The following is a 21,310-nucleotide window of genomic DNA, read 5'->3' as shown; positions in this document are numbered from 1 at the left end:
ACAGGTATTATTTTGTTGATTGTCTGAACTCGATGCGGTGAGGAAGCTGTACAATGCTGCTGTCTACCGTTTCTTTGTTCATGTATTTTGTTAAGAGACGCATCGCTACAGCACCAATATCATACATTGGCTGTACAACAGATGTTAACTGAGGACGAACCATTGTTGAAAGTCTTGTGTTATCAAAACCGATAACTTCTAGATCGTTTGGTACATTCAACCCGCGATCTTGTGCCCCGTGAATAACGCCTAATGCCATTTCATCCGTTCCAACGAAAATAGCAGTTGGCTTTTCATCTTCTTCTAATAGTTTTTCAACCGCTTCAATACCTGAATCGTACGTGTAGTCTCCTTCTACAATATAAGAATCACGTACAGGCAATCCGCTTTCAGTAAGAGCACGCTTGTACCCTTTTACTTTTTTCGCATGATTGATTGGTTCTTCTAACGTACCTGAAACGAATGCAATATTTTTATGACCGCTGTCAATTAGTGATTGCACTGCATCAAAAGCTGCTTGTTCATAATCAATAGTTACAGATGGGATTTGGTTAGTTGATTCGATTGATGCTGCAAGTACAACTGGAACCGGTGATTTTTTTAGCTCTTCTACGTGTTCTTCCGTTACATTCCCACTCATGAAGATGATTCCGTCTACTTGTTTACCAAGCATGTTATTTAAAAGGTGAAGTTCTTTATCTTGATTTTGATCGGAGTTACTTAAGATGATATTATATTTGTACATCGTTGCAATATCTTCGATTCCACGCGCTAATTCTGCATAGAAAATATTTGAAATATCAGGAATGATAACTCCTACTGTCGTTGTTTTTTTACTTGCTAATCCACGCGCTACTGCGTTCGGACGATAGCCTAGTCTTTCAATTGTTTCTAATACTTTTTTTCTAGTTGATGGTTTTACATTTGGATTTCCGTTTACCACACGAGAAACCGTTGCCATCGACACGCTTGCTTCCCTTGCTACATCATAAATTGTTACGTTCACAACAAACACTCCTTATCGAAAAACATTTCGTTTATTTTATCCTTATTTCATTTCTTGTATTTACGTATATAAATCCATCTTCCTTTATAGAATGGCTATTTCTAGCTCCTTCACTCTTACATACAGCTTAGATACCCTGTATGCATCTAAATCATTCCTGTTATGCCCTTATTATTACGTGGCAAAGACAATTTTACCAGTTTATATGTAACAATGTAAAAGACGGTGTATATTAAGTAAATAAAAAAAGTGAATCGCGAATTTATATCATATGCAATCACAGAATGATAGCGAATATCTGTAACTACTATACGATACTATGTGCTTCATCGCAACGTATTTACCGCCTTTTTCCGACAAGTTTCACGAGAATTTCATAAATTCTTGTTTTTTGGATTTGCACTTATTCTTTCCTATTTTGACAAAAGTTATCGACTGTTTTCAAAATACGTGATAATTTCGCTTATCTTTATTATAACGAAAGGCAAACAAGCTTGAAACCATTAAGTGCCTCAAACTTGTCATAAAAGTATACGAATTTTTCATTTTTACGTTTTTTTATAAATTTAAGTTACATATAGGTTTTAGCTGCTTCATAAATTCTGTAAATTGCGGGATATCCATTTGCTGAGCTGAATCAGAAAGTGCTACCGCAGGATCTGGATGAACTTCTGCCATAATTCCATCTGCCCCAATGGCAAGAGCTGCTTTAGCCGTTGGAACAAGTAAATCTCGTCTTCCCGTTGAATGCGTGACGTCGACTAAAACAGGTAAATGAGTTTCTTGTTTTAAAATGGGAACAGCTGAAATATCCAGCGTATTTCGCGTTGCTCGCTCATACGTACGAATTCCTCGTTCACACAAAATCAGCTGATCATTTCCTTTTGAAACAATGTATTCAGCAGCATTAATAAACTCATCAATCGTAGCGGCTAAGCCTCGCTTTAATAAGACAGGCTTCTTCACCGCACCCGCTTCTTTTAACAGCTCAAAATTTTGCATATTACGAGCACCAATTTGAATCACATCTACGTATTCTACAGCTGTTTCAATATCAGCCGGGTCGACAATTTCACTAATAACGGCTAAATCGTATTCGTCAGCTACTCTTTTTAAAATTTGCAATCCTTCTAAGCCAAGGCCTTGAAAATCATAAGGAGATGTTCTTGGCTTGTAGGCTCCGCCTCTAAGCATCCGCACGCCCTGCTGCTTTACGGCTTTTGCTACGGCTGCTACTTGCTCATAGCTTTCAACGGAACAAGGTCCTGCTACAAAACGCTGAAGTCCGTCACCAATTGTTTCTCCTTTTACCGTAACAATTGTATTTTCCCGCTTCTTTTTACGGGATACAAGAAGTGCTTTACGATGATCATCTTCTTGAAGCTCTAAATGAGCTTTAAAAATCTCTTTGAAAATATGTTGAAGCGTAGACGTTTGAAACGGTCCTTCATTCTTGCTTAAAATCGCATCAAGCATTGCTCGTTCACGAACGGGATCAAAACGTTTGGTTGACTGCATTCCTTTTAACTTTCCTATTTCTTGAACAAGCTCGCCTCGCTCATTAATAAGCTTTAACAGTTTCATATTTACTTCGTCAATTTGAGATCGCAAATGCTGAAGATCTGAATTCGTCATGTACGTCCACCCTTTCACTGATTTTAAAAAATCCGTTTAGCAGGGTTACTACATAAGATGATAGATGATGGAGGATATATGTAAGGGGCTTCTCTGCTTTTATGTGCTAAACTACATCTATTGTACGAAAAAGCGGATGAAACCGCAATCAGCTTATAAAAAAAAGAGGTTGAGGCATAGCTAAATCGCTCCAATCTAAAGGCGAACAAATGGGATAAACAATCTATTATGGATTGCGTGTCATACCGCTGTTGATTTCTGTGCAAGACTTCGCTTTTCGCGGGCGGCCGCTGAGCCTCCTCGTCGCTTACGCTCCTGTGGGGTCTCACCTGTTTCGCTTTTCCCGCAGGAGTCTTCGTCTTGCCCTCCAATCTACCGCTAGAAGCAGCTCCATACAGTAAACCTACGTTCACCCCGCCAATGAAAAAATCCGAACGATTAATGTTCGGATTTTTCTTTTACTAAAATACTTTTTCGATTAGTGAGCTACGTTTTTCGCTAATTCGTCTTCGTTAATGTTCCAGTGAGAAGCATGCCACTTTACTTTTCCATCTTCAAACAGAAGCGCTTGAGGTGATTCATGCTTCACTTCATACGTCTCAGCAATATAGTTAGATACATCACGTGAATCTTGGACATGAAGATAATAAGAAGGAATGTCTTCATGACTAGAAGCAAATGCTGAAAATGCCTCATGACCAGCTGCACTAATTGGACACGTTGTACTGTGTTTTAAAAATAAAAAGCGATTGTTTTCCTTTACAACTTGTTCGAACTCTTCAACTGTTGAAATTTTTTTCATTTTTTTCACCCTTTCTGTACTTACTCTTAAGTTTACATGGTTTGACCGTTTCCATACAAAAAGAGTGCTCAGCTTTATGTATGATGCTCATAAATTCATTTATAAGGTGGGGGGGTTTCCTGCAATGAAACGATTATTTACTTGTTGTTATCCAACCTAAATTACATACAAAAAAAGCGTTCACCCTGTAGGGTAAACGCTTTTGATTCTTTATTATGGTCGTGGCACTGTGCTTTCCACTTCATCTAGTGCTTTTTGAGCTTCTGTTAGCTTTTGCTGAACGTCTTCGTTGCTTTGAGACTCAACTTCATCAGCAAGCACTTCTAAGCTTGTTGGCGGTAATGCTTCGTGTTCAGGATCTACTTTACGGAAGTTTTTCACCTTGTCCACTACTTGTGAAGATTGCTCAGACAGTGTTTGTGATAGACCAGCCGTTTTTTCTTTAGCCGTTTGAGCAAACCCTTGTCCTTTTTCAACAGCGCTGTTTTTCGCTTGCTCTGTTTTTAAACGAACGTAAGCTGCCTGCTCATTTAAATCAGAACGGAACTCTTTACCTGATTTTGGAGCAAGTAGTAATGCCGTTGCAGCTCCTACAACTCCTCCAATCACTGTTCCTACTAAAAAGCCTTTATTTGAAGTGTTGTTTGGTTTATTTGGTTTGTTTGACATATGCGTCTCCTCCTTTAAAGTTCATCCTTATGAAAATGAGCGTGAGCGTTGAACCGCTTTTTCTTTTACTTCAACAGGTACAGGCTCTGCGTCAACTTTTTTCTGTTTTCTTAATTTTATACGTTCCCATACGTCTAATGCAACATTGCTCCATTGAACAACTTGAGCAACAGTTTCTTTATTTTCTTCTACTTTCTCTGAAACGCTTGATGATACGCTTTTAATAGACTTATTTAGGTCTTGGATTGAGTCACCTACGCCTTTAACAGAATCCACCACTGTGTTCAGCGCTTCGGATTTACGCTGAATATCTTCAGCTAACAGATTAGTCTTATGTAAAAGTGCAGTTGTTTCGGCTGTGATTCCTGTCATTTGCTTTTCTACACCGTCTAAAGTACCTGCCACTGAATTTAATGTGTGCTGAACGGATTTCAATGTTTTGGACACGGAAACCACCAGGTAAAAAATCGCAATGGCAACAATAGCAGCGCTTAAATAAAGAATAATAACCATCTGTGCAAGGCACCTCCTATTTTCTTCTCTCTTGTTATAACTACTTTCCCAATTTTATAAACAATTAAACCTTCTATTCCCTATAGACTCTTTAACTTTACCATATTCTCTCTGCCTTTATTCAGAAAAAGGGAAGATTGTTACATTATTTCGCGATATATGAGTTATTTCCCTTCCTAAAGAAAAAAAGGATTTTAAAGCATAAAAACAAACAAAATAAGCTCAGTGGGGTACAATAGAAAGTGAATCACCAATCATTGTTATTTTAAGGAGGCACTATTTATGAAAGACCCTAGAATTGCGACATTAGCTAAAAATTTAATTAATTATTCTGTTCGCCTTCAAAAAGGAGAAAAAGTATTAATCGAAAACTTTGGACTTCAGCGCGAACTTGTGACAGCACTTGTAGATGAAGCGTACAAGGCGGGTGGCTATCCATTTGTACTGCTAAAAGATCATTCGGTAGACCGCGCTCTTTTAAACGGTGCACAAGAAGAGCAGTTCAATATGATGGCAGACTTCGAAGCAAATGTGATGAAAGAAATGAATGCTTATATTGGCTTGCGTTCTGGTTCAAACATTTTTGAACAATCAGATGTTCCGGCAGATAAAATGAAAATCCAAGGAAATACGATCGGTAAAAAAGTACATAGAGAAATTCGCGTTCCAAAAACAAAATGGGTTGTTCTTCGCTATCCAAACGATTCAATGGCGCAGCTTGCTAAAATGAGTACAGAAGCATTTGAAGATTTTTATTTTGATGTATGTAACTTAGACTATGGCAAAATGAGCAAAGCGATGGATGCTTTAGTTGAGCTCATGAACCGTACGGACAAAGTGCGTTTAACAGGTGAGAATACAGACTTAACGTTCTCTATTAAAGATATTCCTGCAGTGAAGTGTGCCGGGGAAATGAATATTCCGGACGGTGAAGTATACACGGCTCCTGTACGTGATTCTGTAAACGGAACAATTTCTTACAACACTCCTTCTAACTATCAAGGCTTTACGTTTGAGAATGTATCCTTAACATTTAAAAACGGTAAGATTGTTGAAGCAACCGCTAATGATACAGAACGCATCAACGGCATTTTTGATACGGATGAAGGCGCACGTTTTGTTGGCGAATTTGCGATTGGCGTAAATCCATATATTCAACATCCAATGCAAGACATTTTATTTGATGAAAAAATTGACGGAAGTTTCCACTTCACTCCTGGCGAGTGCTACGAAGATGCGTATAATGGAAATAAGTCAAATATCCACTGGGATATGGTGATGATTCAGCGCCCAGAATACGGCGGCGGTGAGATTTATTTCGATGACGTGTTAATTCGTAAAGACGGGCTATTTGTCATTGAGGAATTAAAAGCGTTAAATCCTGAAAATTTAAAATGAGTTTTGAAATAAAAAAAGGCACTCTCCTGAGTGCCTTTTTTTTATGATACGGTTTGCTGATATAGTTTTTCAAACTTTTGAATGTCTCCAGCACCCATAAATACTAATACAGCTTCATTATGGTCTTTTAACGATTCAATTGTTTCTTCATTAATTAATTCAGCTCCGCTGATTTTGCTTCGTAAATCTTCAATTGATAATTTACCTTGATGCTCACGAGCTGATCCAAAAATGTCACATAGATATACTTTATCAGCGTGCTGTAAGCTTGCTGCAAAATCCTCTAAGAACGTTTGTGTACGCGTAAAAGTATGCGGTTGGAAAACAGCCACAACTTCACGGTTTGGATACTTTTGACGAGCAGCTGAAATCGTTGCATTAATTTCCGTTGGATGGTGTGCATAATCATCGATTAGCACTTGTTTGCCAACGTTCTTTTCACTGAAACGACGCTTTACACCTTGATATGTTTTAAAACGCTCTTGCAGCACAGCAACGTCAATTTCTTCATAATGACAAAGTGCAATAACAGAAAGTGCATTTAAGATGTTATGGTCGCCATACCCTGGAATTTCAAATGATGCGTGGAATGTATTACGAACGAACACATCAAATGTTGTGCCTGTTGTGCTTTTTACGATATTACGTGCTTGGAAATCATTTTCTTCGCCTAATCCGTAATAAAGAACAGGTACCTTCGCTTGAATTTGCTGCAGATGTTCATCGTCACCACAGGCAATAATTCCTTTTTTGACTTGAAGTGCCATCTCTTGGAACGCGCTGAATACATCGTCGATATTGGCAAAATAATCAGGGTGATCAAAATCAATATTCGTCATAATTGCATAGTCTGGCGTATAAGATAAGAAGTGGCGGCGATATTCACATGCCTCAAACGCAAAATACTTGCTGTCTTTTACACCTTTACCCGTACCGTCTCCGATTAAATATGAAGTAGGTTCAGCTCCTTGAATCACATGCGCTAACATACCCGTTGTGGATGTTTTTCCGTGTGCTCCTGTTACGGCTACACTCGTATACTGTTTCATAAAGTCACCTAAGAAACGGTGATAGCGTACAAGCTTGACTCCTTCTTTTGAAGCTGCTTCTGCAATTTCTTCATGCGTATCAGGAAAAGCATTTCCTGCGATTACAGTCATGCCGTCTTTAATATTATTTTTATCAAATGGTAAAACAGGAATTCCCTGCTGTTCTAGTGCTTTTTGCGTAAAAATTTCTTTTTCAATATCCGATCCTTGAACTTGAAAGCCCATATCGTTTAGGATTTGCGCAAGCGCACTCATTCCTGTTCCTTTAATACCTACAAAATGGTAAACTGTCATATAAAGAACCTCCAACATTCGTCTATCTGTAAGACAGTATATGACGGTTATCTAGAATTGCTCTTACAAACGTATATAAATGTCGTTTGATTGCTGATTTCACGATAACATTCGTACATTATATCACTTCTTATAACATAACTCCATGACTCCATTTCTACTCTCTTGCCTTGCGAAACGGCCTTTTATTTTGGCTTCATCACATAGTATATAGCCTGCTGTTTTAAAAACGAGCGCCATGTCATTGCATTTTTTTTGTCATTATATTGCGTTACTAACTGTTCAATGCGTTGTTTATGTCCTAAAAAGAAAGAGTCAATTAACACGTCATATCCGATTGATTTTATTTTTCGAATCCAAATTACTTGTTGTTCCTCTAAATTTGCAAATCTTCCTCTTACATCTTTGATGATAACCTGCTCATTTGTCAATGGGGTATATCCTTTTAAGAAAAACGAATTAGGTACTTTAGACACAATAATTGGCTCTAGTACACTCGTCAAAAAAAAGGCTCCTTGAATCAAAAACGACTCTGTTTTCTGCTTCGCCTGATCAGCTAAAAAAAGCTGCAGCAGGGTTTTCCCCTGAATGGTTACATATTCAAATGCAAACCACTGAAAAAATAATTGTTCATGGGAATCAGACAGAGGCGCCTCATGAGGCAAGTTTACTAACTCTTTAAATAAATGTGAAGCCCGCACTTTTTCTCGTATATTCGTATAGCGGTTCACAAAAAAGAAATATTGATTGTAAAAGTCGCAAATAGCATTATCAGACTGAAGCTGCTTTTGTTCACGAATTTCATTAAAGTTAATCAGTTCATGATTTTCTTCTGTCATTACTCTTCACTCGTACTCTAATTATTTTAGTTTGTCCTCTTTATACGCCTTCAGCTCATATGTTTCTGCTGGTGAGAAATGATAGCAAACTATCACATGCTAAAAAAGCAAAACACACATTATCCTTACATATAGTAAATCATTTTACTAGTTCTGACAAACCTTTTCCTTTTTTTCTTGATGGATTTCTTCCAAAATCTCTACTCAAATTCTGTATAAACGAACTTAAAGCAGAAAAACAAGAGGCGACGGATACAGTGACAGAGCGTTAGCTCACACAATGCTGTATTCTGCTGATTTTGCATAGCCTCTTTTTTAACCTACATGTAGAAAAACAGCTTAAAATGTAGAAGTGGCTGTTTGACTTTCCATTTCCTGAAGCTCGTTTTCGGTAATGAGCACATCTCTCGGCTTGCTTCCTCTTGCTTCTGAAATAATTCCTTGCTGCTCCATCATATCAATTAGGCGCGCTGCGCGATTGTACCCCATTCTGAAGCGTCTTTGCAGACTGGAAGTAGATGCACCGCCTTGATCTAGCACAAACTCGCATGCTTCATAGAAAAGCTCATCTTCTTCATTTGAAGCAAAGCTTTGCTGCTTTTTCAACAAATCTTCTTGATCAAATAAGTATGTTGGCTTCATTTGTTTTTTGACATGATCTACAACGCGGTCAATTTCTTCATCTGAAACAAAGTTCCCTTGAATTCGAACGCTTTTAGAAGAGCCGTTTTCAAGAAGCAGCATATCACCTTTACCTAGTAGCTTCTCTGCTCCCCCTGTGTCGATAATTGTACGTGAATCAACTTGCGAAGAAACAGAAAATGCAATACGCGTTGGCACATTCGCTTTAATTAAGCCTGTAATCACATCTACGGAAGGACGCTGCGTTGCAAGCAATAAGTGAATGCCACATGCTCTTGCCTTTTGTGCAATACGGCAAATAGCTTCCTCTACTTCCCCAGGAGATACCATCATTAAGTCGGCAAGTTCATCAATAATAATAACTAGATATGGCAGCTCCCCGCTTTTTTCATTATGTTCTTTTACACGTTCGTTGTATTTTGTAATATCACGTACGCCCGCATGTGCAAACAATTCATAACGGCGCTCCATTTCCTCTACTGCCCATTTTAAAGCTGTAGTAGCTGCTTTAGCATCCGTGATAACCGGGCTGACTAAATGCGGAATACCGTTGTAAGGAGCTAGCTCAACCATTTTAGGGTCAATTAACATAAGCTTGACTTCGTGCGGCGCAGCTTTATAAAGCAAGCTGACGATAATAGTATTAATACACACGCTTTTACCAGACCCTGTCGCTCCGGCAATCAAACCGTGAGGCATTTTATTCAAGTCAGTCACAACCGGCGTTCCTGAAATATCTAACCCTAACGCCACCGTTAAAGGAGAGTTATCTTTTCTAAAAGAAGGATGCCTCAAAATTTCACGAATTAACACCGGCTTACTTTGACGATTTGGCACTTCAATTCCAATCGTATTTTTCCCTGGAATTGGCGCTTCAATTCGGATATCACGCGCGGCTAGGCTCAGTTTAATATCATCTGTTAAATTCGTAATTTTGTTCACTTTCACACCGGGTTCAGGATGTACTTCAAATCTGGTCACGGTAGGACCTTGCGTGACGTTTACGACCTTAGCTCGAACGTTAAAGTTTTTTAATGTCATATCCAAAAGCTCACGCTGCTCATCCGCCCATTGATTATCTTCTTCAATAGCAGCTGGAGGAATGTTAAGCAAGTTCATTCCAGGAAATGCATAAGGAGAAGAAGCCTTTACATTTACAGGTTCTTCAGCTTTTAACGAAGCCTGTGGAACCGCTTCTTTGGTTTTTTCACCGTGAACTTCTTCTTGCCTACTTACTTCCGTTTTTTTTTGCAGAGCTTCTGCCTCCTGCCTTTGGTATGAACCTTGAGACGGCTGACTTTTTTCTCGAGCGCTGTTATCCATCTTTGTGCGGTCTTTTTTCAGCATCATCACGTTAAAAGGCACTAATCGCTTACCGCGAGCTCGTTCAGCATTTCCTGGCTGTTCTGCAGGTACAAGAGGTTCTACAGCTGACTCTTGCTGTACTTGTTCTTGTAACTCTTGACTTTCCTGCATACTGCTCTCTTCCTCTTTTATCACCGAATTTTCAAGCTCTTGGTGAACAACAGCCGATGCCGCTTCTGGTTGCCATTCATCAGCTGCGGGTTGCGATGAATTTAAACTTTCAGAATTCAGCTCATGTTCTGCTTCCATATGAACACTGTTTGCTGGCTCTTCTAGAATGACGTCACTTTCTTTCTCAGCAGCTGGAGCTTCTTCTTTCTTTCTAGGCTTTAGTGCTTCTACTTCTACTTCTTCTGCTGCTTGTAAAAACACTGCGCTTCCGTCCATCAACGTTTCTGCTTCTACTTCTTCAGTCTCATTTCCTATCTCTTGTTGGAGAGAAACTGATGATTCAGACGGGCGCGGTTCCTCTGAAATTGTAACTTCTTCGGCCGCTGTCATACCTTTCGCTAAATCCCAGTCAAGAGTTCTCTCTTGTCCCACTAACGGTTCGACCGCGTGTGATTCTTCAAAAGTTGGCACCTCTTCCTGTTCTTTTACGGCTACTGAAGAACTTGGCTTTTCTTCAGGAAATGATAGCTTCTCTTTTTGATTTTCCTCATATTGCTTCCACTGAGCAAAACGCTGAGAAGACAGTTGCATCATTTCTTCTGTTTCTTGAATCGGTGCTTCTTCGGCTATAGGCTTAGAAACTGGTTTTCTTAACGGCTCTACAACAGCTGTATTCATCGCTCGTCGGTAAATTTCATCTTCAAACGCTGCTTTTGATAACTGTGTACTCGGAAGCTCATATTCTACTACTTCCTCACTTCCATTTTGTACAACATTAGAAGGCCGCTTATTAAACCCATAGACAGGTGAAGGAATTTCAGTCGGACGAAACGGACGTTTTCTTACTTGCGGAACCGCTTCTTTCTTTTCAGATACCGTTTTTAACGGCTGAGATACTGACTTAGGCTGTGTTAGCGCCGACTTGCGAGCAGGCTCTTGATAAAACGGAGCCGGTGCCTTTTTTGCTACAGGCCTTGGTTCATTTTTAGGAACTGCTGCCTTTTTTGCTTCTCCCGTATCATCAATTAAAGGAAAACGAAACGTTCCTTTTGGATATTGATAAGCTACTTTTGTATGAACATCTTGCTGCTCTTCACTGTAACTCCGCTTTTGCGTTCTGGCCGAGTGTGGAACAGAAGGTTTTGGCGCTGCTTTCATCACTGGCTTTTGATGAACTGACTGCATTTGTTTAGGCTTAGGAGCCTTCTTTTTAGGAATTGTTTTTTCTCTATTTAAAGGGTATTCTTCCGTTGTATTTCCATGTTCGTCTACAACGATTTCTTTCACTTCGTATCCTAGTAAATAATCCATTACTTTTCGTACAAAACCCATTTTTATCACTCTTTCTATCAGACTATCTTACTTCGTTTAGCCTCTTATACCGCAGTGCTGCGATATCTACAAAAAGCTATCCATGCATCCTTTATTTACCTTTGGCCTCAAAGTATTCTCTGAGATGGATATATATACTATCTTTTCATTTATCATTCTATCACGTATGCTTGAACTCTTACTATAAAATCTACTATTTTGCTTCCCTTATTTATACAGTAAAATTCCTCTTTGCAAAAATATTTTTTCGCGTCTAGTTAGCACTCATAATTAAACGCGAAAAAAGCCACTAGTATATACTAGTGGCTTTTAATTTTATCAAACCTTTTTAAGAATTGACAATTGCTTTTCAGCAACTGTAACGCTTTGAAATATACGTGTAAAAAAACATCATGCTTTTGCCCTATAAATCAGTATGGCACTCTGCTTTTATGCTTGAAAAGGTTGACCTACTTCATATTTATCTTCAAGTACTAAAATCCCTTTTTCTTGAGGAGCGTTCGGAAGCGCCAGCTCTTTAGCAGAGCAAATCATACCTGAAGAAGGTACACCGCGCAGCTCTGCATCTTTAATGATCATACCACTTGGCATAACCGCTCCTACTTTTGCTACCACGACTTTTTGACCTGCGTCTACATTTGGTGCTCCACACACAATTTGAAGTGTTTCTGTGCCAACATCTACTTTACAGATGTTCAGCTTATCTGCATTTGGATGCTTTTCTTTTTCTTGAACATATCCCACTACAAATTTAGGAGATAAATCCACTTCAAGTTTACCTTCAAAACCGCTTTCGCTAAGTACATGATTTACTTCTTCCACCATTTCTTCTGTTAATTCAAGAGAACCATTTCCCTCTACTTTTAACTTAGAAGAAGCATGAAAGATGTTATAGCCAGCTGTTGTATTTGATTTTTGATCAAATATACGCACAACGTCGCCTTTTGTTTCAAACGTACGATTTTCAATTGCGATATCTTCTAGCTTGACGATTAACGTATCGCCGATACCTTCTTTATTATAAAAAAGATTCATAATTAGTCCCGTCCTTTACTTCGATTTTTTCCTAGAATAAAAATAGGTTCTAGCTCACCGTTTTCGTATAAAAATGAAAGAGCTGTGATGGGTACACGTCCACTTGCAAAAAAGCTCATGGTCATTTGCGCAAGAATATCATAACCCGTTTCGTTTTGGATATCAGCTAGAATCAGCACATCTTGATGAGGTACTGCTACAGCCATTGTGCCCGAAACACTAGAAGCAAAATCTTGCAAAAATGCCTCGTTAAGAATTCGGCTTGCATCGTATCCATCGTTCTGATTTACAAAATAAAAGTCATTGCCTGCTACCGTATCTTTTTTATGTGAAATCGGCAAAGAGCGAAGATTAAATTTAGCCATTTCCCGCACTGCGGATAGATCTAAATCTTCCTTACGAATTAGTTTCTCATCTAATAGACGATATGTATTGCCTAAATCAAGCGCATAATAAATGCGTGTTTCAGCTGTATGTTCATCATAAATCAACGGCACGTCTTCATTCGATTTATCTGGAAAAGACGTTGAGCGAATAACTGGATAAATGCGCTTTTCTTTTCCCGTTACCTGCTGTTCATCGTTCATAACACGAAGAGCTTCTTTTATATAATATACCATTTCATCTAGAGCCGCTTCCTTTTTTTCTTCCCATTTTGCAATTAGCCCAGGTAAAGAAATGGTTACACCTTTTTTCGTTTCCTGATGTTCAACGCGCAGCGTATCTTTTTCACGATCAAATAAAAATGACCAATCCGCACCCGTTAATCGCTCTTCTAGTAGTTTTCTCATCTTTTGACTATTCATTTTCGCCATATTTACGCCTCCTTTTCTCATTTTTATGTATGAAGACTGATAGCTGTAAATCGCTATCAGTCTTCACTTGATTTATGCATTTAAGCCGTTAATAAACTCTTCAATTTCTTCTTTTGTTTTACGATCTTTGCTGACAAAACGCCCTGTTTCTTCTCCGTTGCTGTAACCAACAAAGCTTGGAATTCCAAAGATGCTTAATTCTGCACAAAGATCAATAAAGTCGTCACGATCGACATAGTGAAATGTATACTCGCTATGATTGGCCTCAATTTCTGGAAGCACAGGCTCGATTACTCGGCAATCTGGGCACCAGTCTGCTGAAAACATCATGATATGTTTTCCTTCTTTAATGATTTCTTTGTATTGTTCAATTGTTTGCATTTTTTCCATTTTTCTTCCTCCACTTTTTCTTTGACTTTCGTATTTAAACGGCTAAAGCCCTATACATTATTTAATCCTTCTACATCAAAACATAGTATATGAGTTGTTGCAACTATCATACACTGATGCTTTTCTATTATAAAGGGTTACAAAGAAATTTCCTATTGAACAGCTTGATTTGTCCTAAAATCCAGCTGTCCTTTTAGCATTAAAACAACCTGATAAAACATAGCGGTCCGATCTAAATTTCCATTGGTGAAAATACCGATTGCTCCTTCTTTTTTTCGAATATTCTTTTGGTTTGTATACACTTCCATAGCTTCGGCTAATTCTTTTTTATCATGACGAAGCATACCGGCTACCGCTTCAGGAAGCCGAATACGAGCTCCTCCACCTAAAATCGGTTCAAGGTCCTTAGAGGTAACAAGACTTCCCCAATTGCAAAGGAATAAGCCATGAGGTGTTTCCTGCACCCCTCCTTCAAGCCCAATACCAATATCAGCACCTGCCTCTTTGACAGCAGCACGCGCGCGGTTAACCGCTCCTTGGATGGTTTCTTCGTCAGAAAAAGGCTGTGGCGACACTCCAGACTGCACGGCTACCTCTACATATGTAAAAGTATCTCCAAATACTTTTTTTACTGCATTTACTTTTGTTGGATTTTTCGTTCCGATTGCAATTTTCATTTTTTTCTCCTGTCATTATGAAACAAAGCAACCGCAAAAGCAGCTGCTTTGTTCTTTTTTATCCGTTTTGCTTAATCGTATCGAGCGTTGTTTGGTCTGTAGAACGTACAAGTTTGACTAGTAATTCTTTTGCGGCTGCATAGTCATCTACATGAATCATAGACGCATGAGTATGAATATAACGTGAACATACGCCGATTACCGCAGAAGGAACTCCATTATTAGAAGTATGAACGCGCCCTGCATCCGTACCTCCTGGAGAAACAAAGTATTGATAAGGGATGCTGTTTGTCTCAGCTGTATCTAAAATAAATTCTCTCATTCCTCTATGTGTGACCATCGTACGGTCAAAGATACGAAGTAATACGCCTTTTCCTAATTGTCCAAACGCATTTTTATCGCCTGATGTATCGTTAGCTGGACTAGCATCTAGTGCATAAAACAAATCCGGTTTAATCATATTCGCAGCTGATTGAGCACCGCGAAGCCCTACTTCTTCTTGCACAGTAGCTCCAGAATATAAGATATTTGGCAATTTTTCATTTTTTACTTCTTTTAATAATTCAATCGCAAGTCCGCACCCATAGCGGTTATCCCATGCTTTTGCCAGTATTTTCTTTTCATTTGCCATTGGCGTAAACGGACAAATCGGTACAATTTGATCGCCAGGACGAATGCCCATTTCTGCTACTTCCTGCTTGCTATCTGCGCCCACATCAATCATCATATTTTTAATGGCCATTGGCTTGTTGCGCTGTGATTCGTCTAATAAATGGGGAGGGATAGAAGCAATTACGCCGGTGAGAGGACCTTTTTTAGTAACAACATGGACGCGTTGAGCTAGCAGTACTTGACTCCACCATCCTCCTAGAGTTTGAAAACGAAGCATTCCTTTATCTGTTACAGACGTAACCATAAATCCTACTTCGTCCATATGTCCTGCTACCATTACTTTAGGACCTTTTTCTTCATTATAGCGCACGCCGAATAAACTTCCTAACCCATCTTGAATGACTTCATCTACAAGGGGTTCAATTTGCGAGCGCATAAATGAACGTACTTGATGTTCGTTTCCAGCGGCACCTGGTAACTCCGTTAATGTTTTAAATAGAGATAGCGTTTCATTGTTCATATATACTCTCCTTTATGTATCATTTTCTTTATTGTATCGAAAACCGGAAATAGTTGCTAGTTCTGTCCTTCTCTTCTATAACTCAACTTAACAAAGCATTCGACAATTTGATATAATGATGAAAACATATCCTTAAAAAGCAGGTGAATAACGTGAAATGGACTCAACTAATAGCAGGAGCTGCAGTCGGATTTGCAAGCGCTTATATTCTTCAAAAAAGAAAGTCGTCAATTTCCTCATCGGAAGCCCTTACGATTGTTAAAAGCGCTTTTAAACAAAATGGGGCAATCGACGGCTCATGGATTGAAACAACGACTAAAGTCATTCAAAAACATGGTCTCTCTTTTTATGGTTATACAGGTGGAATTATCAGAACACGTGATGCAAAACAGGAACATTACGAGTTTTTCATTGATAAAAAAAGCGGTTCTATTATTGAATTGACGCTGAATGCATCCGTTTAATTTCGTCAACTATTTCTCCTTTATTATCCCATTTTACAGCTCGATAAAAAGCATCATGATAAAAACTTAGCCAAGCTTGATTCTCATAGGCATAAGCTAGCCACTGCTGCTTTTGTTCAATCGAAGTCATTGGATAATCATCATATGCCATTACCCATAAGACATTTTGATGTGCATGTGTTGGCAAAAGATCGCCCATATGCACTAAGATGTCATTGTTTCCTTTTAATATAACTACAGCATGACCATCGCTGTGACCGCCGGTATGATGAGCCGTTACTCCAGGCACAATTTCATCTTTGTCGCTAAATGTTATTACTTGATGCTGAATAAATTCCCAATTTTGTTTCCAATACGTATTTTTAGAACGTATATTAGGATTTCTCATTTCATTCCACTCGATTTCACTAACAAAGATTCTTGCATTTGGAAAAGCAGAGGAAAAATGTCCGTTGCTACATTTTGTTAAGCCTGACACATGATCAAAGTGAAGATGCGTCATAATGACGTGAGTAATATCTTCGCACGTAAACCCTAACTTTTGTAAATCTTCAGCAATAAATGATTCTTCTGTTACACCAAAATGACGCTTTTTTTTCTCATCCAACATACCATTCCCTATGCCTGCATCAATTAACATGAGGTGTTTTTCAGTTTGAACGAGCAAAGGATCCGTCCTCATTGGAATTCGATTTCCTTCTGAGATAGGATACTTTTTTGTCCAAAGCTCTTTTGGAACAACACCGAACATTGCTCCCCCGTCTAAATGATTATTCCCTCCACGAAGCCATGTCACTTTTAATTCGCCTATTGTTAACGTTTCCATTTTACACCTCCATTATATTCCTTTTTATTTTATCACTATCTCCTTCTCTTTTTGAACAAAAAAAGACTGAGGAACTCAGTCTTTTTCGTTCAGGTATTTTACTTCACAGCGGTAAATGCGGCTGCCTTTTTGTGAAAATTTCTCTTCATATTCCGTCATAACATTGCCTTCAAAATCGCTTTTATGCAAATCTAAGCTAATGTATTTGAGTAAAAGCCCATATTCTGAAAAGCTTGTCAATGAATATTCAAATAGCCCTTGATTATCTGTTTTAAAGTGAATTTCTCCACCATCAACCAGCAGGTTTTCATACATGCTTAAGAACGTTTTGTATGTTAAACGGCGTTTGGCATGTCTCTTTTTCGGCCATGGATCAGAGAAATTGAGATAAACGCGATCCACGTCATTTTTTGCAAAAAACTCACTAAGATGGTTAGCATCTACATTCAACAGCTTTAAATTTGGAAGCTCTTCTTCAATCAAACGTTCTAGAGCACTTAAGATGACACTTTCATACATTTCAATTCCAATATAGTTGATATGCGGATTTTGTTTAGCCATCCCTACTAAAAATTGGCCTTTTCCTGTTCCTACTTCAATATGAAGAGGATTTTCGTTCCCAAAAACCTCTTTCCAGTTCCCTTTATACTCTGCTGGGTTTGGAACCACGTATTGGGGATTTTCAGCAATTTTATCTTTTGCCCAAGGTTTGTTTCGTAATCTCATGTTGCACCTCTTTAATGTATTTTGACGCATTGAAAATGTCGGTTATTCGAAACAACCGACATTCTCATGCATAATTGTGTTTAGATAGAAAAAAATAAGAGCATCATACGAGAAAGGATGATGCTTAATGCCTTTAAATGCCGAACACCAAATGAATATATTAAAAGATATTTTATCTAATCATCAAAGTGATTGCTGCGGAACGGTTGCGGAATGTGAACAGGTTGAACGTTTAATTCAATCAATGTTAGCAAAAGGATACGCTAGCACAGACGTACAAGCAACACTACAAAACGTGTATAAATACACGCAAGATGCAAAAAGTGCTGCTCATTTAGACGAACATATTCAAACCAATCAACAAAATTTATCACAATGGGTCCAAGAACTATCTACCTTGTCATAATCTTTGCTACTGTGCTTGAATGTCGTTGACGAGCAACATCCGAAGATATTCAAGCCAGTAATTCATTTCAGAACGTTCATTTTTCGAACGATGCCATTCAATGAATAAAATGGTTTGACTTATCACATACCACTTCATTCTCTTTTTCAAGTTCTCGGTTAGTTCAACCCCATAATGCTCAAGCCATTCTTCCCACTGAGATGGATTGATGTACCAATAAAGCAATAAACCTAAATCAATAGCAGGATCTGCAATCATCGCTCCGTCCCAGTCGATTAAATATAGCTGCGTATTCTCCCCAAGCATCCAGTTATTGTGGTTCACATCACAGTGACACACAACATATTTATCTGTCTGAACGGACGGAAGCTCTGCTTGTAAATAACTGATTCCCTGCTCTACAATACTTTCTTTTTGAAGTCGCTCGTCCACATTCTCTACAATATCGGCTAGCACGTCTTCGGGAAGAAGCGGTGTTTTCCCCAACCTTTTCAACATATCTAATAACTCGTTTGAATGATGAATTTTACTAAGCAATTCTGTCACTCGACTCGAATTCATATCTTTTGGTTTTAATTCTCGACCATCTAGCCAGTGCTGAGCTGTGATCACATCTCCATTTTCCATTCGTCTTGTCCACACGAGCTTCGGTACAATTCCTTCAGCTGACAATACTGCTAAAAAAGGTGATGAATTACGCTTTAAAAAAAGCTTTCGGTCTTGAAATTTTGCAAAATAAGCTTCTCCTGTCGCTCCGCCAGCAGGAGTAATTTCCCATTCGCTTCCTAATATATCTTCCAACCAATTCACCTTCAATTTCAACACACACATTTCGTTTAAAAATTTCACTCAATAAAGCAATCTATTAAGACATCATGACGTTATTTTCTTAGTAAATAAAAAAGACGGCTATTGAGGATATGTATCAATAGCCATCCTTTATAAATATTATCTCCATCACACTTTTTTCGTCAAGTGGTTGAAGACAATAATTACGTTTGAAATAAAATAAGAACGCTAAGCTTTGAAACGTTTATAGCATTATCCCCTATAGTAGGATACCCATTTTTATATACTTTACAATGATCAAGTGCTATTTTCCATGGTCCTTCTGGCAAAACTACTTTTTCTTCCATTAGGCCTTGATTAAAAAACACAATAATATTCTTCCACGGACCGTAAGCCAATACGTTTGATAAGCAATAGCCAATAACGGATTGCGGCGTGTTTAGGAAAGAGACATGCTGCCTAATCGCTGAAGCATCTCCCAAGCGAAATGCACCGTGCTGTTTGCGAATACGAATCAGCTCTTGAACCCAATTCACATCAGGAGAAAATTTGATCCGTCGATTCCAATCAAGTGCATTAATATCATCGGGTGAATTATAGCTGTTCTCTACGCCTTGTTTAGTGCGGTAAAACTCTTGGCCACTATGAAGAAACGGTATGCCTTGCGAAAGAAGTACAATAGCAGTAGCAAGGCGGTGACGACTTCTACGATTGTCTTCGTCTTCTTCTCCGTTTGAATTCGTTAACTTATCCCACAGCGTATGATTATCATGTGATTCAACGTAATTAACTGATTGTGCTGGATTTATAAATAAAGCCCGGCTGTCTTCTTTATCCAGAATGCTCCCCGCTATCACAGATTGCACGGTCTCTTTTTGATGAATATTTCCGCTGATAAAACCTTTTTCATATACATCAAACGTGCTTCCTTTTACAGAATCTCGAAAGCGATCATTAAAATAGCCGATTTGAGGCGTTTGGCGGGCATTCGCCATAATTGCTTTTTGATTATAGGGGAGAGGAGTGTTTAAATCCCAGCCTTCGCCAAACACCAAAATAGTAGAATCAATTTCATTTATTTTTTCCCGGATGATGTTCATCGTTTCTATATCTAAAATCCCCATGAGGTCAAAGCGAAACCCATCAACGTCGTACTCTTTTATCCAAAATAATACTGAATCGATAATAAACTTTTGCGCCATTTTCCGTTCAGAAGCAAAATCATTTCCTACTCCCGTACCGTTCGAAGGCATCCCAAACTCATCATGTCGAAAATAATAGCCCGGAACAATTTTTTCAAAAGATGATTCCTCTCGTACAAATACGTGATTATAAACTACATCTATAATAACACGGAATCCCTGTTGATGAAGTGTTGATATTAATTGTTTCACTTCAGCAATACGAGTGGCGGGATTTGAAGGGTCAGCGGAGTAGCTTCCTTCTGGTACATTAAACAACAATGGATTATACCCCCAATTATAAGAAGCATGAGGATTTAATTCATCTACTCCGCCAAAGTCGTTAATAGGAAGAAATTCAAGGTGGGTCACTCCTAGCTCTTTTAAATAATGAAGACCTGTTGTTTTGCCTGGCTGCCCGCTTGATTCAGTAACAGCTAGGTACGTACCTTTTTTTTCTATCCCGCTTGAAGGATGAATAGAAAAATCGCGAACGTGCATTTCGTAAATAACGGCATCCGTTTGCTGAAGGAAAGGTGGCTTTTCATGGAGATGAACATAGGCTGTATGAAGATTTATCAGAACTCCGTATTCACTATTTGCTGTAGCTGCAACGGCATAAGGATCCACCGCTTCATTTGTCCCGCCGTTTACATCTATTAAAAATCGATAATAATACCCTTCTTTATCTAAGGGAAGTTTCTTTTCCCATACGCCTTTTCTTTGACGAGCCATGACGTACAGTTCTTCTTTCCCGCTGTTTGCATGTATTAATTTTAAAACCACTGCTGATGCAGTCGGGGCCCAAATTTTTATCATAATATGATCTGAATAAAATGCTGCACCCAAATCATTTTGATTATAATAAAATCTCTCATCAAACTCTTTGGTTCGTATAACAGCTCCTACCTGCAGCGGAACTTTCTCCCCGTAATTATCACAGATAACGTACGACTGTCCAATTTCTATGCTACCTTCAACCTTGCCTTCATATTTGATAAAACCTTCTAATTCATGTACGTTTTCAATAGAGATGGTCTCATACATTTGTGTACTTTTAATCACAAAAAAATCAATTTGACCTTCATGATAAGAAGTTGGAACTAAAAGAGTAATACGATCTATTTGATCTAAATAAGCTTGAAACTTATTATCACCAGTCATCCTTTTCTCCTCCTTATGCCAATTACCTCTTTAGTAGCATTATATGTAGC

General features: G+C 38.5%; 20 protein-coding genes. 3 read left to right on the top strand and 17 right to left on the bottom strand.

Features of this window, described 5'->3' with window-relative positions:
- Positions 1-7 precede the first annotated feature (7 nt).
- From ccpA to ACFX4N_RS20115, 5 genes are all read right to left on the bottom strand, one after another.
- On the bottom strand, positions 8-1,006 hold the full coding sequence (gene ccpA, locus ACFX4N_RS20135; protein ID WP_013059493.1) for a catabolite control protein A: 999 nt from the start codon (positions 1,004-1,006) through the stop codon (positions 8-10).
- A 558-nt stretch (positions 1,007-1,564) separates the two neighbouring features.
- Complete coding sequence (locus ACFX4N_RS20130; protein ID WP_013059494.1) at positions 1,565-2,641, bottom strand: bifunctional 3-deoxy-7-phosphoheptulonate synthase/chorismate mutase; 1,077 nt, start codon at positions 2,639-2,641, stop codon at positions 1,565-1,567.
- 478 nt (positions 2,642-3,119) lie between these two features.
- Positions 3,120-3,443: a bacillithiol system redox-active protein YtxJ gene (ytxJ, locus tag ACFX4N_RS20125; protein ID WP_013059495.1), complete on the bottom strand. Its 324-nt coding sequence runs from the start codon at positions 3,441-3,443 to the stop codon at positions 3,120-3,122.
- 213 nt (positions 3,444-3,656) lie between these two features.
- Positions 3,657-4,112, bottom strand: coding sequence for a YtxH domain-containing protein (locus ACFX4N_RS20120; RefSeq protein WP_013059496.1), 456 nt, complete (start codon positions 4,110-4,112; stop codon positions 3,657-3,659).
- A gap of 27 nt (positions 4,113-4,139) precedes the next feature.
- Positions 4,140-4,625: a DUF948 domain-containing protein gene (locus tag ACFX4N_RS20115; RefSeq protein ID WP_013059497.1), complete on the bottom strand. Its 486-nt coding sequence runs from the start codon at positions 4,623-4,625 to the stop codon at positions 4,140-4,142.
- Positions 4,626-4,907: 282 nt separating this feature from the next.
- Between ACFX4N_RS20115 and ACFX4N_RS20110 the strand changes: the two genes are divergently transcribed.
- Positions 4,908-6,023, top strand: coding sequence for an aminopeptidase (locus tag ACFX4N_RS20110; RefSeq protein WP_013085232.1), 1,116 nt, complete (start codon positions 4,908-4,910; stop codon positions 6,021-6,023).
- 41 nt (positions 6,024-6,064) lie between these two features.
- Here ACFX4N_RS20110 and murC read toward each other — a convergent pair whose 3' ends face one another.
- The 8 genes from murC to ACFX4N_RS20070 form a co-directional block, all read right to left on the bottom strand.
- Positions 6,065-7,366 (bottom strand): UDP-N-acetylmuramate--L-alanine ligase, encoded by a 1,302-nt coding sequence (gene murC / locus ACFX4N_RS20105; protein WP_013059499.1) that lies wholly within the window; start codon positions 7,364-7,366, stop codon positions 6,065-6,067.
- A 185-nt stretch (positions 7,367-7,551) separates the two neighbouring features.
- Positions 7,552-8,205 (bottom strand): hypothetical protein, encoded by a 654-nt coding sequence (locus ACFX4N_RS20100; RefSeq protein WP_013059500.1) that lies wholly within the window; start codon positions 8,203-8,205, stop codon positions 7,552-7,554.
- A gap of 339 nt (positions 8,206-8,544) precedes the next feature.
- A complete protein-coding gene (locus tag ACFX4N_RS20095; protein ID WP_029319968.1) occupies positions 8,545-11,655 on the bottom strand; it encodes a DNA translocase FtsK in 3,111 nt (1,036 codons plus the stop codon).
- A 429-nt stretch (positions 11,656-12,084) separates the two neighbouring features.
- Positions 12,085-12,690 carry a YtpR family tRNA-binding protein gene (gene ytpR, locus ACFX4N_RS20090; protein WP_013059502.1) on the bottom strand — a complete coding sequence of 202 codons (606 nt, stop codon included), beginning with the start codon at positions 12,688-12,690 and terminating at the stop codon, positions 12,085-12,087.
- 2 nt (positions 12,691-12,692) lie between these two features.
- On the bottom strand, positions 12,693-13,496 hold the full coding sequence (locus ACFX4N_RS20085; RefSeq protein WP_013059503.1) for a DUF1444 domain-containing protein: 804 nt from the start codon (positions 13,494-13,496) through the stop codon (positions 12,693-12,695).
- An 81-nt stretch (positions 13,497-13,577) separates the two neighbouring features.
- Positions 13,578-13,895: a thioredoxin family protein gene (locus ACFX4N_RS20080; RefSeq protein ID WP_013059504.1), complete on the bottom strand. Its 318-nt coding sequence runs from the start codon at positions 13,893-13,895 to the stop codon at positions 13,578-13,580.
- Between the two features lie 152 nt (positions 13,896-14,047).
- Positions 14,048-14,572, bottom strand: a complete 525-nt coding sequence (locus ACFX4N_RS20075; protein ID WP_013059505.1) for a DUF84 family protein — start codon at positions 14,570-14,572, stop codon at positions 14,048-14,050.
- 58 nt (positions 14,573-14,630) lie between these two features.
- Positions 14,631-15,704: a M42 family metallopeptidase gene (locus ACFX4N_RS20070; protein ID WP_377262276.1), complete on the bottom strand. Its 1,074-nt coding sequence runs from the start codon at positions 15,702-15,704 to the stop codon at positions 14,631-14,633.
- A 152-nt stretch (positions 15,705-15,856) separates the two neighbouring features.
- On the opposite strand from ACFX4N_RS20070, the gene ACFX4N_RS20065 reads away from it, so the two are divergent.
- Positions 15,857-16,168: a PepSY domain-containing protein gene (locus ACFX4N_RS20065; protein WP_013059507.1), complete on the top strand. Its 312-nt coding sequence runs from the start codon at positions 15,857-15,859 to the stop codon at positions 16,166-16,168.
- On the opposite strand, the gene ACFX4N_RS20060 is transcribed toward ACFX4N_RS20065, so the two are convergent.
- Complete coding sequence (locus tag ACFX4N_RS20060; RefSeq protein ID WP_146274128.1) at positions 16,137-16,994, bottom strand: YtnP family quorum-quenching lactonase; 858 nt, start codon at positions 16,992-16,994, stop codon at positions 16,137-16,139. The genes ACFX4N_RS20065 and ACFX4N_RS20060 overlap by 32 nt on opposite strands.
- A 75-nt stretch (positions 16,995-17,069) precedes the next feature.
- On the bottom strand, positions 17,070-17,720 hold the full coding sequence (trmB, locus tag ACFX4N_RS20055) for a tRNA (guanosine(46)-N7)-methyltransferase TrmB (protein ID WP_013059509.1): 651 nt from the start codon (positions 17,718-17,720) through the stop codon (positions 17,070-17,072).
- A gap of 127 nt (positions 17,721-17,847) precedes the next feature.
- On the opposite strand from trmB, the gene ACFX4N_RS20050 reads away from it, so the two are divergent.
- The gene (locus tag ACFX4N_RS20050) at positions 17,848-18,126 is read left to right on the top strand and encodes a YtzH-like family protein (protein ID WP_013059510.1); all 279 of its coding nucleotides are present in this window, start codon (positions 17,848-17,850) and stop codon (positions 18,124-18,126) included.
- A gap of 6 nt (positions 18,127-18,132) precedes the next feature.
- On the opposite strand, the gene ACFX4N_RS20045 is transcribed toward ACFX4N_RS20050, so the two are convergent.
- Together ACFX4N_RS20045 and pulA are read right to left on the bottom strand one after the other, a co-directional pair.
- Positions 18,133-18,957: a phosphotransferase family protein gene (locus ACFX4N_RS20045; RefSeq protein WP_223269002.1), complete on the bottom strand. Its 825-nt coding sequence runs from the start codon at positions 18,955-18,957 to the stop codon at positions 18,133-18,135.
- Between the two features lie 161 nt (positions 18,958-19,118).
- A complete protein-coding gene (gene pulA / locus ACFX4N_RS20040) occupies positions 19,119-21,260 on the bottom strand; it encodes a type I pullulanase (RefSeq protein WP_301264588.1) in 2,142 nt (713 codons plus the stop codon).
- Between the last annotated feature and the right edge of the window lie 50 nt (positions 21,261-21,310).

The sequence above is a fragment of the Priestia sp. YIM B13551 genome, assembly GCF_042787905.1.
Classification (GTDB): domain Bacteria; phylum Bacillota; class Bacilli; order Bacillales; family Bacillaceae_H; genus Priestia.
The sequence above is the reverse complement of the archived record's forward strand: the minus strand, read 5'-3'. Positions and strand labels throughout refer to the sequence as shown.

What these genes read in the sequence shown, in the direction of transcription:
- ACFX4N_RS20110 (WP_013085232.1), top strand. Translation starts at nt 4,908, where the DNA reads ATGAAAGACCCTAGAATTGCGACATTAGCTAAAAATTTAATTAATTAT.
- ACFX4N_RS20115 (WP_013059497.1), bottom strand. Translation starts at nt 4,625, where the DNA reads ATGGTTATTATTCTTTATTTAAGCGCTGCTATTGTTGCCATTGCGATT.
- ACFX4N_RS20130 (WP_013059494.1), bottom strand. Translation starts at nt 2,641, where the DNA reads ATGACGAATTCAGATCTTCAGCATTTGCGATCTCAAATTGACGAAGTA.
- ACFX4N_RS20045 (WP_223269002.1), bottom strand. Translation starts at nt 18,957, where the DNA reads ATGTGTGTGTTGAAATTGAAGGTGAATTGGTTGGAAGATATATTAGGA.
- ytxJ (WP_013059495.1), bottom strand. Translation starts at nt 3,443, where the DNA reads ATGAAAAAAATTTCAACAGTTGAAGAGTTCGAACAAGTTGTAAAGGAA.
- ACFX4N_RS20120 (WP_013059496.1), bottom strand. Translation starts at nt 4,112, where the DNA reads ATGTCAAACAAACCAAATAAACCAAACAACACTTCAAATAAAGGCTTT.
- ACFX4N_RS20085 (WP_013059503.1), bottom strand. Translation starts at nt 13,496, where the DNA reads ATGAATAGTCAAAAGATGAGAAAACTACTAGAAGAGCGATTAACGGGT.
- ytpR (WP_013059502.1), bottom strand. Translation starts at nt 12,690, where the DNA reads ATGAATCTTTTTTATAATAAAGAAGGTATCGGCGATACGTTAATCGTC.
- trmB (WP_013059509.1), bottom strand. Translation starts at nt 17,720, where the DNA reads ATGAGATTACGAAACAAACCTTGGGCAAAAGATAAAATTGCTGAAAAT.
- ACFX4N_RS20075 (WP_013059505.1), bottom strand. Translation starts at nt 14,572, where the DNA reads ATGAAAATTGCAATCGGAACGAAAAATCCAACAAAAGTAAATGCAGTA.
- murC (WP_013059499.1), bottom strand. Translation starts at nt 7,366, where the DNA reads ATGACAGTTTACCATTTTGTAGGTATTAAAGGAACAGGAATGAGTGCG.
- pulA (WP_301264588.1), bottom strand. Translation starts at nt 21,260, where the DNA reads ATGACTGGTGATAATAAGTTTCAAGCTTATTTAGATCAAATAGATCGT.
- ACFX4N_RS20060 (WP_146274128.1), bottom strand. Translation starts at nt 16,994, where the DNA reads ATGGAAACGTTAACAATAGGCGAATTAAAAGTGACATGGCTTCGTGGA.
- ACFX4N_RS20070 (WP_377262276.1), bottom strand. Translation starts at nt 15,704, where the DNA reads ATGAACAATGAAACGCTATCTCTATTTAAAACATTAACGGAGTTACCA.
- ACFX4N_RS20095 (WP_029319968.1), bottom strand. Translation starts at nt 11,655, where the DNA reads ATGGGTTTTGTACGAAAAGTAATGGATTATTTACTAGGATACGAAGTG.
- ACFX4N_RS20050 (WP_013059510.1), top strand. Translation starts at nt 17,848, where the DNA reads ATGCCTTTAAATGCCGAACACCAAATGAATATATTAAAAGATATTTTA.
- ACFX4N_RS20100 (WP_013059500.1), bottom strand. Translation starts at nt 8,205, where the DNA reads ATGACAGAAGAAAATCATGAACTGATTAACTTTAATGAAATTCGTGAA.
- ACFX4N_RS20080 (WP_013059504.1), bottom strand. Translation starts at nt 13,895, where the DNA reads ATGGAAAAAATGCAAACAATTGAACAATACAAAGAAATCATTAAAGAA.